Below are 13,016 nucleotides of genomic sequence, written 5' to 3'. Positions count from 1 at the left end.
ATGGCGCACATTGTGCGCCATTTTTTTGCTCTGAATTCCCCTTCCCTGTTATTGCGTAGCGCGCACCTCAGCATCTTCTCCCGGCACACCATTTTGCGCAGACTTCACTTCTGGCCCATTGCTCGCGACCGATGCTTGCCCGGCAGTGACGGTGACCGGATAACCTGCACGACGATACAACGCCCTTTCCACCAGACTGTTATCCACCGTTTTATTGTCTTTAAACTGGGTAAAGCCGGCTGGTAACACATATGGCATGGTCTGGACGTTTTGTTCCTCTTCCGGTGACAGCGGTCGATGCACTTCGACATACCTCATGCCGTTCGGCTCTATCGAATATTTTATCGGCTCATTAATCACCCTGACAGGCGTACCTGGTCGCACCTGCTCGAACAACGCTTTGATGTCCGGTGCATTCATGCGAATACAGCCGGAACTCACACGCAGGCCCACGCTGTCCGGCGCGCTGGTGCCATGGATCAGGTATTCACCGTTTCCATGCGCCAGACGCAGTGCAAAGCGCCCTAACGGATTATTTGGCCCCGCAGGCACTACCGGCGGTAATGTTATGCCGCGCTCCAGAGAGCGTTTACGGATGCCCGGTGTAGGGGTCCAGGTCGGATTGGGGATTTTCTGACCAACCCGCGTTTCCATTACCGGCGTTTCCAGCCCCTGCAAACCGATACCAATCGGGAATACCTGAACACTATTCTCTCCCGGCGGGAAGTAATACAGACGCAGTTCCGCCAGATTCACAATAATGCCTTCGCGTGGCGCATCTGGCAGCAATAATTGCGAGGGAATAGTGATCAGCGTTCCGGGTTTAGGGACGGGGGCAATAGTATTGTTGGCTTCAAGGATCAGCATTGCGGCGGTATCAAACTTACGGGCAATCGCCTGTAGGTTTTTATCGCCTTCCTGCACGGTGTAGGTTTGATTTTGCCCGACAAGACGGCTGTTAGCCTGTGGCAAAGGATAATCGACCGCCCAGGCGGCCTGAATAGCGCTGTAGGCGCCGATCAGCATTAACGTAATAACAGACGCGCGTTTCATACTCACTCACCCCCCTGGCGTTATTGCCGGATGACGGCAAACGTCCGATCCGGCCTACGAGTCATTGCGATGCCTTGCACGGAATCATTCCAGTCAGCCTGAAAGATGACGTGTTTTATCAGTTTAGCTAAGAGTTGCGGCTTTGGTGCGGATCGCCCGTATCATCGCTTCCAGTCCCTGTGAACGTGAAGGTGTGAGATGCTGTGCGAGCGCCATTTTTTCGAACCACGGACGCACATCAAAATTCACAATATCCTGAGCCGTCATCCGGTCATACAAAATGAAGACGACGGCGATAAGTCCTTTCACAATTGCCGCATCACTGTCGCCCTGTAATTCAATAATACCTTCAGCATTCTGCCGCATAACAATCCATACCTGACTTTGACATCCCTGAATGCTATTTTCCAGGAGGCGATCGTCGGCAGTTAATTCCGGCAGGCGCTGACCCAGTTCAATGATGTACAGGTATTTCTCTTCCCAATTAGCGCAACGCAGAAAATTACGCAACAGTTTTTCTTTATCCGGTAGCGCAGCCATAATGCCTCCCTGTTATCCCAGCAAGTGATGAATACGCTTGAGTCCCGTCACCAGGCGATCCACTTCTTCATGGGTGTTATACATGGCAATGGAAGCCCGGCACATCGCGGGAACGTGATAATAAGCCATCAACGGCATAGCGCAGTGATGCCCCGTCCGCACAGCAATTCCATAGTTATCAAGAAAGCTACCGACGTCATACGCGTGATGTTTGCCGAGGTTAAACGCAATCACGCCCAGACGGTTTTCCGGGCCGTAGAGCGCCAGATCAGGTACCTCCGCCAGTTGCTCCAGCGCATAGCGCATCATGAACTGTTCATATTCGCTGATTTCACTAAGCCCCAACGCGCTAACATATTCAATGGCCGCTCCCAGACCGATAATCCCTCCGGTGTTCGGCGTTCCGGCTTCAAAACGCCAGGGGGCTTTAGCCCACGTCGTTCCCTGGCTCAGACTGACGGTTGCTATCATCGAGCCACCGCCTTCCCACGGTGGCATTTCCTGCAGCAGCGACTCTCTGGCATACAACACGCCAATGCCGGTGGGTCCATACAGCTTATGTCCGGAGAAGACATAAAAGTCGCAATCCAGCGCCTGCACGTCCACCGGGTGGTGCATGACCGCCTGCGCGCCGTCTACCAGCACTTTTGCGCCGTACTGATGCGCCAGCGCGATCATCTCCGGCAGCGGATTTTCAGTGCCCAGCACATTAGATACGTGGGTAATGGCCAACAGTTGCGTACGGTCATCAAACAGCGTCGATAGCGTTTCCAGTTGCAACGTCCCGTCGGCATTCAGTGGGATAACACGCAGTTCCGCACCTACACGGGTGCACAGCATCTGCCAGGGGACAATATTGGCGTGGTGTTCCATTTCACTGATGATGATGTTATCACCCGCCCGAACATTGCTATTACCCCAGCTGTTCGCCACCAGGTTGATGCCCTCCGTCGTACCGCGAACAAACACCAGCTCTTCGGCTGAACGCGCGTTAATAAACAATGACGCCAGCTTACGGACATTCTCCATTTTTTCCGTTGCCTGAGCGCTGAGCGTATGAATCCCCCGATGGACAGCCGCATAGCCATGCCGATAAAACTCTGCCTCGGCATCAATCACCTGGTTGGGCTTTTGCGCACTGGCAGCACTGTCGAGGTAAGCCAGCGGTAAGCCGTTGACCTCACGCGTCAGGACCGGAAAATCGGCCCGTACTTTTTCAATGGGAAATGTCATGCTACGCCTCCCGGCAGACGTTGGGCTATCCGCGCCAGTACCTGTTGTTTCAGCGTTTCATCGCTCAGAGCTTCCGTCAGTTCAGCGGCAAACGCGTAGAGAATCATCTGTTGGGCATCCTGCTGGCCAATCCCACGCGAACGCAGATAGAACATCTGTTCATCGTCGATCCGCCCTACCGTCGCTCCGTGGCTGCATTTCACGTCGTCGGCATAGATTTCAAGCTGCGGCTTAGTATCCACTTCCGCCAGTTTACCGAGCAGCAAATTATTGTTGGTCATCTGACCATCGGTTTTAATGGCATGCTGCGCCACGTTAATCAGGCCATTAAACACCGCCCGGCCTTTATCGCTGACAATCGTTTTATGTAACTGGCGGCTGTTGCAATACCCCTTATTGTGTTCAAGCCAGGTTCGGGTATCGCAGACTTCATTTTTCACCGGCATCGCCAGGCTGTTAAGGCGCAGTGTGCTGTTCTCCCCATTAAGCTGGGTACTGGTGTTATGGCGTAGTACCGCACCACCGAGTAAGAAGCTGTAACTCACCGCCGTCGCATCTGCCCCTAACTGGATATCGTTATGCGCGAAATGGTGGCTAACCGGATTCTCAAACGCCAGTTTGATATGGTGCAAATGGGCATTTGCCGCCACGTTCATCGTTAAGCGCGCACCGGTAAAATGTCGATGCGCATTCAGGCTAACATAGTGCTCAATGACGGTAGCCTCTGCACCTTCGGCCAGTTCAAGATGGTGACGATAGTGCGCGGTATTCACCTCATCACCTGCCAGCCCCTGGGTGATGTGCATCAACAGCAGCGGTTTCGCTGGACGTTGATATCGTTTGACCTGAATGTGCGTGACGCTGCGTGAGAGGCTTTCGGTCAGATGCAGGAACACCTCTGGCTGGATAGCCACAGGGAGCGCCTGACGCGCATCATCAACGGTAATGTCAAAACCGCTACCTTCTGTGCTGTCGCTCAGCGTTGGAGAGAATTGCCCGTCGACAAATACCAGTCGTATGGCATCAATAGCCGGTGCCAACGCTTCACACTGGGCTGACGTTATCTCAGCAACATCACTGACAAACTGGCTGTTGGTTAACCCTTCCAGCGGCGTGTATTTCCAATCCTCATGTTTACGCGTCGGCAACCCCAGCCGCAACATCTGTTGCAGGTGTTGTTGCGCATGCTGTGAGCGACGCTCACCCTGCGCTTCAAACAGATGATGCCACTGCTGGAGCACGTTACTGCTGTTCACTAAGCCAGCCATACCCTTGCTCCTCCAGCTGTTTAACCAACGTAAAATCACCGGACTTCACAATGCGCCCCTGGTAGAGAACGTGGACGTAATCGGGTTTGATATAGTCGAGGATTCGCTGGTAGTGGGTGACGATAATAAATGAGCGTTGCCCGTCGCGTAGCGAGTTCACGCCGTCTGCGACGATTTTCAGCGCATCGATATCCAGCCCGGAGTCCGACTCATCCAGAATGCACAACTGAGGCTCCAGTACCGCCATTTGCAAAATGTCATTACGCTTTTTCTCTCCGCCGGAGAAGCCCACGTTGACCGAACGGGTGAGCAAATCTTCCGGCATCTTCAGCAACGCAATTTTTTCTTCCATCAGATCCTGGAAGTCAAACCTGTCCAGCGACTCTTCGCCACGGTAGCTGCGCACAGCATTCAGTGCCGTTTGCAGGAAAAACTGATTACTGACGCCGGGGATTTCCACCGGATACTGAAATGCCATAAAGATGCCTTCACCGGCACGGTCTTCCGGTGACAGTTCCAGTAAATCCTTACCGTTGAATTCTACCGTCCCGCCAGTGACTGCATAATCTTCTCGTCCGGCGAGTGTCGCAGACAACGTGCTTTTCCCGGAACCGTTCGGCCCCATAATGGCGTGTACTTCTCCGGGGCGAATCTCAAGACTCAGCCCACGCAGTATCGCCTTATCTTCCACACTGACCTGTAAATCTTTAATGCTTAACATGTGCTTTCCTTAAATTTTAGCCGACGCTGTGTTCAAGACTTATGGCGAGAAGTTTTTGCGCTTCCACAGCAAATTCCAGCGGCAGCTCAGAGAACACGTCTTTACAGAAACCATTGACGATCATCGAGATAGCATCTTCTTCGCTGATGCCACGTTGCAGGCAGTAAAACAGCTGATCTTCGCCAATGCGCGAGGTCGTCGCTTCATGTTCAAGCTGAGCGCTGTTGTTACGGCACTCCACATACGGGAAGGTATGCGCCCCACAGTCCGCCCCGATCAGCATCGAATCACATTGGGTATAGTTGCGGGCGTTAGTGGCGGTAGGCATAATTTTCACTAAGCCGCGGTAGCTGTTCTGGCTATGTCCGGCAGAAATCCCTTTCGAGATAATGGTCGATTTCGTGTTCTTGCCAATGTGGATCATTTTGGTGCCGGTATCGGCCTGCTGATGACCGCTGGTCAGCGCAACGGAGTAGAATTCGCCGATCGAATTATCACCGCGCAAAATGCAGCTCGGGTACTTCCAGGTAATGGCTGAACCGGTCTCTGACTGCGTCCATGACATTTTGCTGTTTTCGCCTTCACACAGCGCACGTTTGGTCACGAAATTCAGGATGCCGCCGGTATTGCCATCGCCGGGGAACCAGTTTTGTACCGTTGAATACTTCACCTCAGCATCTTTATGGATGATCACCTCAACCACCGCCGCATGCAGTTGGTAACTGTCACGCACCGGTGCCGAACAACCTTCGATATAGCTGACGTAACTCCCCTCATCCGCCACCAGAATCGTGCGTTCAAACTGTCCGGTTTTTTCTGCATTGATACGGAAATAGGTCGACAGTTCCATTGGGCAACGCACGCCTTTCGGCACATAAATAAACGTGCCGTCTGATGCTACCGCCGCATTCAGCGCGGCAAAGAAATTGTCATTCCCCGGGACGACGGTACCGAGGTATTTTTTTACCAGTTCAGGATGATCGTGGATGGCTTCGCCGAACGAGCAGAAAATAATACCCTGTTCCGCCAGCTTATCGCGGTAGGTCGTTGCGACTGACACCGAATCGAAAATGGCATCCACCGCCACCTCTTTGCCTTCACGGACCGGTACGCCAAGCTGCTCGAACGCGTCCTCAACCTCTTTGCTTAAAAATGCATTCGCGCCCGTTTGTTGCACCGCTCCCGGTTCAGAGGCGCAGGTTTCATCACAATTACCGCAAGAAGGTGCAGAGTAATAGCTGTAATCCTGGTAGTTCAGTTTGTCATAGTGCGCTTTTAGCCAGTGTGGTTCTTCCATCGTCAGCCACGCGTTAAACGCATTCAGACGGAATTCCAGCATCCAGTCGGGTTCATTTCGTTTTGCCGAAATCGCGCGCACGACCTCTTCGTTGATCCCTTTGGCCAGCTCATCGGTTTTGAGTTGGGTAAAGAACCCCTCTTTGTAATTGAGGTGCCCGCCAGCCCAGGTGTTGACATCGTCAGTTGCTTCAGTATTACGAGACATAGTACCGCCTATACCCCAAAGCTTTCGCCACAGCCACATTCGTTCTGGGCTTTCGGGTTATGAAATTTAAATAACTGATTTAATCCTTCACGCACGAAATCGACTTCAGTTCCATCGATAAACGGCATCGCCTGTAAAGGCACATACAGTCTGGCGCCATCCGTTTCAAACAGAAGATCGTCTTTCTCAGGTTGCTTGACGGTGTCCAGCACATAGCCAAATCCCGCGCACCCGGTTTGTTTCACGCCTAACCGCACACCCAACATATCGGGTTGCCTTGCCACCAGTTCACGGATATGCGCCGCTGCCGCTGGCGTTAACGTCAGCCCGCGCCACGCAAAATCGTTGGGATTAAATGTTCCTGAATGCAATTCCATAGGGTTACCTCGAGTCACTAGCTTTTAAGCTATAACACCATGTTAGTGATAATGATTATCACTTCAACCCCTCAACAGCAGGGGCATTCGGGTTAACCGCCCTTTTTGACGACTTTTATTAAGCATAGACCCTGCGGCGAGGGTTAACAGGGATGGATTTTTTTATTCAATACATTGATTAATAATAGATTATGAATGTGTAATCGTTCCGGCAGGTCAAATGCTAAAAGATGTATAGATAATGTCTATTTAAGGGATAGGTGGGGATGACTACGGGGGAGCAATACGGCCCAAAGCGCTTGTGGGCCATAAAAAACCCTTAAGTCTGCTTGCTGGCAGGCTTAAGGGTTCCGGCCCCATCCGGCGCTTATCTCCGGCACTCACAATGGCTTAGCTCTTGAAGGGGCGATCAGAAGAATCTCATACACTGATAAATTTTTTTTAACACAAATTGCGCTTTGACTATTTGATAAACACACTCAATCACATAGTTAGCACTGTGTCTCATTCAGTGCGTCCAGCAACAGTCGCAACCCCGCAGGCTGGTGATCGCGGGAAAGATATAAACCATAAATCGGCAGGCGTTTAGGCTGTAGTTGGGGTAGAAGTCGTATTAATCTCCCCTGCGCCAGCCCTTCTCTCGCCTCCTGCTCAGGTACCAACGCAATCCCCATCCCCGCCAGGGCGGATTCACATAGCAGTGACGAGATACCGGCGCTTAAATTACCTTTAATGGCCACAGTGACGGCTTGCCCTTGCGCATCCAGAAAATGCCATGACTTTCCGGCGAATCCGCTGTAATAAAGGCAATTATGCTGCGCAAGATCGTCGACGTTTTTTGGGATGCCATGCAGGTTAAGATAATCCACGGAGGCACATAACACCGATTCACAATCCCCTAAGCGCCGGGCAATCGTTCCGGGTTCGGGGTTTTCCGTGATGCGGATCGCCACATCGATACGCTCTCCAACCAGGCTTACCGGTTGATTGTTGATCTCAACTTCAATGCGGAGGTCAGGATAGCGAGCAAGAAACGCGGGCAGCACCGGCGCCAGAATATGTATGGCGGTAAAATGTGCACACGCCACACGTAGCGTGCCCGATGGAGTTTGCGCGAGCCCGGCGGCACCGATATCTCGCGAAAGCTGTGCCAGGGTGCGGGTTTTCACCAATGCCTCTTCACCGGCAGGCGTGATTGTCAAGCGCCGTGACGAACGATGGATAAGCCGCGCCCCGGTCCACTTTTCCATCTCATCCAGATAGCGACTGACCATCGGCCGGGAAAGCCCCAGCGCGCGCGCGGCGGCACTCAAACTGCCTAAATCACAGATATGGTTAAAAACTGTTGCCGCCATGACTCTGTCCATTGCATCCCATCCGATCGTTTTATGAAACTCAGCATGTCCTGATATGGGAATTCTAACAGATCCGAATTTCCTTAAAATACGGGAACGATCAAAAGACAATGTCCTGCACAAGGTTCCCCGTTATGAAAATCAATACACTGGCTATGCTGTTACCCCTGTTTGCCTCTTCGGCATTTGCCGCTCCACTACAGTTGGATGTCTACAATCCGCAGGAAAAGGCTATTTTCCCGGTCTCTTCTACGCTGGTGTCCGGCCCGAAAGAAGCGATTTTGTTTGATGCCCAATTCAGCACCAAAGACAGTGAAAAACTGGTGCAACTGATTCGCACCAGCGGTAAGACGCTGAAAGCCATTGTGATCACGTCTGGCGATCCGGATTTCTACTTTGGCCTTGAGCCACTTGTCAAAGCCTTCCCCGGTGTCAAGGTGTTGGCTACGCCGCACGTGGTGGATCATATTCGTGCCACCAAAGAAGCCAAATTACAGTTCTGGGGCCCACAGATGAAAGATGGCGCGCCAACATCGCTCACTGTACCGCAGGCCACCACGCAAACACGCTTTACGGTTGATGGCGAAACGCTGGAATTACGCCATCCTAATGACTATGCGGCGTATGTCTGGATCCCGGCGAACCGCGCCATCATTGGCGGAACCGGTATCGCTTCAGGTATTCACGTCTGGACAGCGGACACGCAGTCATCGGCAGAGCGCACGGCATGGCGAAACGTACTGAGTGAAATGCAGCAATTACATCCCACTCAGGTGATTCCCGGTCATTATATTGGTGAACGCCCGACGGGTGATAAAGCGATTCGCTTCACCCAGGATTATTTGCAGTCGTTTGAGCAGGCGCTGGGCGCGAAAAAAGGTTCAGCCTACGTGATAAAAACAATGACCGCAGCATGGCCGGGCCTTGCAGACGAAAGCTCTCTGGAGCTAAGTGCGAAAGTGAATACCGGTGAGATGAAGTGGTAAACAAGGTTTAAGGCAAAAAATAACCCCGAACACATGTGTCGGGGTTTTTATTACGACAGGCATACCGGAATCAATGAACGCCCAGGCGCCAGGCAAAATAGATCTCTTCTTTCAGTTCAGTCGAAGAGAGCGTTAATAAATCGGCAAACTCCAGCTCTAATTGTTTCAATCTTTTCAGGTACTGAGCTGGTGAAAGATCGGTTTTATCACGACGTAAAAATTCTATTGCCAGTTGGGCCGGGTCTAATTGGGTAGACATATCATCCTCGCTTGTGTTCAGAACCTGCACAGTATAACACCATTACCTGCGCAGATAATGACCAAACTCAACATGCATCACAAAATAGCGGTCGTCAGTCGCGAGGTGCAGCATAACCGACCCTGCTCATCAAAGATCTCGATTTGCCACACCTGATGACGTGAACCGGTATGCACAGGGCTGCACACCCCTCTGACGAGCCCTTCACGTGCAGAACGAACGTGGTTGGCGTTAATCTCAAGGCCCACCACTTTTTGAGTGCCCATCGTACACAGATATCCAGCCACCGAGCCAATGCTCTCAGCCAGCACGACAGACGCCCCGCCGTGCAGCAAACCAAAGGGTTGTTTGGTGCGATGATCCACGGGCATTGTGGCTTCCAGAGTATTGTCGCCGATATGCACAAAACGAATATCGAGCAGCCCGACCATATTTCCTTCACCCATGGCGTTGAGCGCCTCGAGTGTGACTTCACGTTTCCAGATCATCCTATAATCTCCAGTAATGCCTGTAATGGGTGGCGAACGCCTGTGCCTTCTACGCGTTTAACCTGGCTTCGACATGAATACCCGGCAGCCAGACAACGGTTACGCGGCAATCGTTGCATTGCCTGGTGCCATGATAACTCATAGATCCCCAGTGAGTTCTGATGATTCTTCACTTCGTGACCATAGGTACCCGCCATCCCGCAGCACCCCACGCTGACGTTTTCCAGTTTGGCCCCAAACCGGGCAAAAATCGCGGCCCACTGCGCAGGCGCTCCCGGCAGAGCGGTCACTTCGGTACAGTGTCCGAAGAAGTACCACGGTTCGCCACCGATAGCGACCGGCGGTTGTGACGCCAGTACAGCCGATAACCACTCATTGACCAGTAAGACATGGAAATCACCGCGCTGCTCGCCGAGCGCCAGCGTGTATTCATCGCGATAACATAGCACCAGCGCCGGATCGACACCGACCATTGGGATATTCAGCTTTGCCACCCGGTTGAGGAATTCAGCGGTCTTTTTCGCCGTTTTTGCAAACCGGTTTAAAAAGCCCTTTATATGCTGCGCTTTGCCGTTAGGCGAGAATGGCAACAACACCGGCTGCAAACCCAATTTTTCTACCAGTCGGATGAAATCAGCCACTACCTTTGCATCGTAATAGCTGGTGAAAGGGTCCTGCACCACCAGCACCGTACGTGCTTTTTGCTCCTGGCTGAGAGCTTCAAGCTGTTCCAGCGTCATATTGGCCGAACGATGCCCGACCAGCTGTCGTTGTAATGATGGTGCAGACAACAGCGGCAAATCCACCATGCCGATGTGTTTTTTAGCCAGATTACGTACCAGTGGTTGATTGATGAAAAAGTTGAACGTTTTAGGTGCGCGCGCCATCAGCGGTGCATAACTCTCAACGGTGGCGACCATGTGATCGCGAAGCGGGCGCAGATAGCGCGTGTGATACAGCTGCAGGAAGCGCGAGCGGAATTCCGGAACGTCAATTTTTATCGGGCACTGCGTAGAACAGGCTTTACATGCCAAACACCCGGACATCGCCTCTTTCACTTCATGCGAGAAATCATACTCGCCCTTACGTGCATGCCAGCTGTTCCGGGTTCGGGCGATTAGCGTACGTAAACTGGCACGTTTTTCTGGCAACTCTTTTTCCAGTTTCACGGGGTCGATCCCACGATCGGCCAACAGGCGCAACCATTCCCGTACCAGCGTTGCCCGCCCTTTTGGCGAGTGAATGCGATTGAGGCTAATTTTCATCGACGGACACATCGGGCTTTTGGCATCGAAGTTAAAGCATAACCCGTTGCCGTTACACTCCATTGCCCCACGCCACTCCTGTCGAACGGCCAGCGGGATTTGACGATCGTAAGTCCCACGTTTAACCGCATCCACTTTCATCATTGGCGCATCGATGGCTTCCGGAGGGCAAATTTTCCCCGGATTGAGCCGGTTTTGCGGATCAAACGCCGACTTCACTTTGCGCAGTTCGCGATACAGTTCCTCGCCAAAGAATGCCGGACTGTACTCAGCACGGAAACCTTTCCCGTGTTCGCCCCATAGCAGACCACCGTATTTGGCCGTCAGCGCCACCACATCATCAGAGATGCGTTTCATCAGCACTTCTTGTTGCGGATCGCACATATCCAGCGCGGGTCTGACGTGCAGCACCCCGGCATCCACGTGACCAAACATGCCATAGCTCAGGCCATGACTATCGAGTAGCGCACGGAACTCGGCAATATAGTCGGCCAGGTGTTCCGGCGGTACGCAGGTATCTTCGGCAAACGGAATCGGCTTCGCAGAGCCTTTGGCATTACCCAGCAGACCAACGGCCTTTTTCCGCATGGCGTAGATACGCTCGACACCAGCCAGTTCGGTACACAGCTGCCAGCCAATTACGCCGGCTTCCTGCCGGGCAATTAGCCCGTCCAGGCGTTCACACAGCGCACTGACCTGAGAATCAATTAATGCTTCATCGTCACCAGCAAACTCGACGATATTCAGCCCGAGCATCTCTTTATCCGGGACATCGGTAATCAATTCGCTGACGGAGTGCCAGACAATATCTTCACGCGCCAGATTAAGCACTTTTGAATCGACGGTTTCGACCGACAGCGCGCGCGCTTCCACCATCACTGGCGCATTACGCAATGCAGAGTCAAACGAATCGTATTTGACGTTGACCAGTCGCCGAACTTTAGGCAGCGGCGTGATATCAAGGCGGGCTTCGGTGATAAAGGCCAGCGTACCTTCGGACCCCGTAAGGATGCGGGTTAAATCAAACTCGGTCATCTCATCATTGAAGACGTGCCGCAGGTCGTAGCCGGTTAAAAAGCGATTGAGCTTTGGAAACTTGTCAATGATCAACTGTCGGTTCTCACGACACCGTTCATAAACCGTCTTATAGATGCGCCCAATCGCCGTATTGTTTTTACCGAGCATTTCGGCAAATTCAACCGGCATCGGCTGGGTATCGAGAATATCCCCGCCCATCAATACCGCGCGAATACCCAGCACGTGATCGGAGGTTTTACCGTAGACCAGCGAACCTTGCCCGGAAGCGTCGGTGTTAATCATTCCCCCCAACGTCGCCCGGTTACTGGTGGACAATTCAGGCGCAAAGAAATAGCCGTAGGGTTTCAGATATTGGTTAAGCTGATCTTTTATCACCCCCGCCTCTACCCGCACCCAACCTTCCTGCACATTGATTTCAATGATGCGGCTCATGTAACGGGACATATCAACAATAATGCCCTGATTAAGCGCCTGCCCGTTGGTGCCTGTGCCGCCGCCGCGAGGGGTAAAAATCAACGACGAAAAGAGCGGTTCTGACGCCAGCCGGGCGATAAGCGCCACATCAGCCGTCGAACGAGGGAAAACCACGGCATCAGGCAGAAGCTGATAGATACTGTTATCCGTCGACATTGTCAGACGATCGGCATAGCTCGTTGCCGTATCGCCCGTGAACCCTTGCTGCTCCAGCGCCTGCAAAAAATTGAGCACCAGTTGAACGACACCTGGCGCCTGAGAAATTTGTGGAATCATTATAGTGACCCTTTCCTGCGGTCTGTGTTGTGAATTTAATCGTTTGCGTGTTGCTTTGTTTGTTGTATCACATTTTTTTCTAATACGCTCAGCAGATTTACAGGCAGAATCCGCCTGTTCAAAACCGCTGAAATTGCTCATCATTATAGAGTGTGATTAACGTGTTCACGTCGCGTCAA

General features: G+C 52.4%; 12 protein-coding genes. 1 reads left to right on the top strand and 11 read right to left on the bottom strand.

Annotated features, from left to right (window positions below; translation table 11 throughout):
* Positions 1 to 48: 48 nt before the first annotated feature.
* From FDX03_RS17905 to FDX03_RS17870, 8 genes are all read right to left on the bottom strand, one after another.
* The gene (locus tag FDX03_RS17905; protein ID WP_137346390.1) at positions 49 to 1,053 is read right to left on the bottom strand and encodes a L,D-transpeptidase family protein; all 1,005 of its coding nucleotides are present in this window, start codon (positions 1,051 to 1,053) and stop codon (positions 49 to 51) included.
* 123 nt (positions 1,054 to 1,176) lie between these two features.
* Positions 1,177 to 1,593 (bottom strand): cysteine desulfuration protein SufE, encoded by a 417-nt coding sequence (sufE, locus tag FDX03_RS17900; protein WP_137346343.1) that lies wholly within the window; start codon positions 1,591 to 1,593, stop codon positions 1,177 to 1,179.
* Between the two features lie 12 nt (positions 1,594 to 1,605).
* Positions 1,606 to 2,826: a cysteine desulfurase SufS gene (sufS, locus tag FDX03_RS17895; RefSeq protein ID WP_137346342.1), complete on the bottom strand. Its 1,221-nt coding sequence runs from the start codon at positions 2,824 to 2,826 to the stop codon at positions 1,606 to 1,608.
* Complete coding sequence (gene sufD, locus FDX03_RS17890; RefSeq protein ID WP_137346341.1) at positions 2,823 to 4,094, bottom strand: Fe-S cluster assembly protein SufD; 1,272 nt, start codon at positions 4,092 to 4,094, stop codon at positions 2,823 to 2,825. Before sufD ends, sufS begins: the two co-directional genes overlap by 4 nt.
* Positions 4,069 to 4,815 (bottom strand): Fe-S cluster assembly ATPase SufC, encoded by a 747-nt coding sequence (sufC, locus tag FDX03_RS17885; protein WP_061067804.1) that lies wholly within the window; start codon positions 4,813 to 4,815, stop codon positions 4,069 to 4,071. Before sufC ends, sufD begins: the two co-directional genes overlap by 26 nt.
* Before the next feature lie 16 nt (positions 4,816 to 4,831).
* Positions 4,832 to 6,319, bottom strand: a complete 1,488-nt coding sequence (sufB, locus tag FDX03_RS17880) for a Fe-S cluster assembly protein SufB (RefSeq protein WP_061067803.1) — start codon at positions 6,317 to 6,319, stop codon at positions 4,832 to 4,834.
* Positions 6,320 to 6,327: 8 nt separating this feature from the next.
* The gene (gene sufA, locus FDX03_RS17875; RefSeq protein WP_115602118.1) at positions 6,328 to 6,696 is read right to left on the bottom strand and encodes a Fe-S cluster assembly scaffold SufA; all 369 of its coding nucleotides are present in this window, start codon (positions 6,694 to 6,696) and stop codon (positions 6,328 to 6,330) included.
* A 491-nt stretch (positions 6,697 to 7,187) separates the two neighbouring features.
* Positions 7,188 to 8,063: a LysR family transcriptional regulator gene (locus FDX03_RS17870; protein WP_137346340.1), complete on the bottom strand. Its 876-nt coding sequence runs from the start codon at positions 8,061 to 8,063 to the stop codon at positions 7,188 to 7,190.
* Positions 8,064 to 8,185: 122 nt separating this feature from the next.
* Here FDX03_RS17870 and FDX03_RS17865 point away from each other — a divergent pair, with 122 nt between their 5' ends.
* A complete protein-coding gene (locus tag FDX03_RS17865) occupies positions 8,186 to 9,037 on the top strand; it encodes a Vmh family MBL fold metallo-hydrolase (protein WP_115643474.1) in 852 nt (283 codons plus the stop codon).
* Positions 9,038 to 9,107: 70 nt separating this feature from the next.
* Here FDX03_RS17865 and FDX03_RS17860 read toward each other — a convergent pair whose 3' ends face one another.
* From FDX03_RS17860 to FDX03_RS17850, 3 genes are all read right to left on the bottom strand, one after another.
* Positions 9,108 to 9,296: a YdiH family protein gene (locus FDX03_RS17860; protein WP_005120249.1), complete on the bottom strand. Its 189-nt coding sequence runs from the start codon at positions 9,294 to 9,296 to the stop codon at positions 9,108 to 9,110.
* A gap of 77 nt (positions 9,297 to 9,373) precedes the next feature.
* Positions 9,374 to 9,784 carry a 1,4-dihydroxy-2-naphthoyl-CoA hydrolase gene (menI, locus tag FDX03_RS17855; protein ID WP_005120251.1) on the bottom strand — a complete coding sequence of 137 codons (411 nt, stop codon included), beginning with the start codon at positions 9,782 to 9,784 and terminating at the stop codon, positions 9,374 to 9,376.
* Complete coding sequence (locus FDX03_RS17850; protein WP_137346339.1) at positions 9,781 to 12,837, bottom strand: FAD-binding and (Fe-S)-binding domain-containing protein; 3,057 nt, start codon at positions 12,835 to 12,837, stop codon at positions 9,781 to 9,783. The genes menI and FDX03_RS17850 overlap by 4 nt, the downstream gene beginning before the upstream one ends.
* Between the last annotated feature and the right edge of the window lie 179 nt (positions 12,838 to 13,016).

The sequence above is a fragment of the Citrobacter sp. wls827 genome (assembly GCF_005280875.1).
Lineage (GTDB): Bacteria > Pseudomonadota > Gammaproteobacteria > Enterobacterales > Enterobacteriaceae > Citrobacter > Citrobacter youngae.
The sequence above is the reverse complement of the archived record's forward strand: the minus strand, read 5'-3'. Positions and strand labels throughout refer to the sequence as shown.

Coding starts and splice junctions, on each gene's coding strand:
- FDX03_RS17905 (WP_137346390.1), bottom strand. CDS start 1,053: ATGAAACGCGCGTCTGTTATTACGTTAATGCTGATCGGCGCCTACAGC.
- sufE (WP_137346343.1), bottom strand. CDS start 1,593: ATGGCTGCGCTACCGGATAAAGAAAAACTGTTGCGTAATTTTCTGCGT.
- sufS (WP_137346342.1), bottom strand. CDS start 2,826: ATGACATTTCCCATTGAAAAAGTACGGGCCGATTTTCCGGTCCTGACG.
- sufD (WP_137346341.1), bottom strand. CDS start 4,094: ATGGCTGGCTTAGTGAACAGCAGTAACGTGCTCCAGCAGTGGCATCAT.
- sufC (WP_061067804.1), bottom strand. CDS start 4,815: ATGTTAAGCATTAAAGATTTACAGGTCAGTGTGGAAGATAAGGCGATA.
- sufB (WP_061067803.1), bottom strand. CDS start 6,319: ATGTCTCGTAATACTGAAGCAACTGACGATGTCAACACCTGGGCTGGC.
- sufA (WP_115602118.1), bottom strand. CDS start 6,696: ATGGAATTGCATTCAGGAACATTTAATCCCAACGATTTTGCGTGGCGC.
- FDX03_RS17870 (WP_137346340.1), bottom strand. CDS start 8,063: ATGGACAGAGTCATGGCGGCAACAGTTTTTAACCATATCTGTGATTTA.
- FDX03_RS17865 (WP_115643474.1), top strand. CDS start 8,186: ATGAAAATCAATACACTGGCTATGCTGTTACCCCTGTTTGCCTCTTCG.
- FDX03_RS17860 (WP_005120249.1), bottom strand. CDS start 9,296: ATGTCTACCCAATTAGACCCGGCCCAACTGGCAATAGAATTTTTACGT.
- menI (WP_005120251.1), bottom strand. CDS start 9,784: ATGATCTGGAAACGTGAAGTCACACTCGAGGCGCTCAACGCCATGGGT.
- FDX03_RS17850 (WP_137346339.1), bottom strand. CDS start 12,837: ATGATTCCACAAATTTCTCAGGCGCCAGGTGTCGTTCAACTGGTGCTC.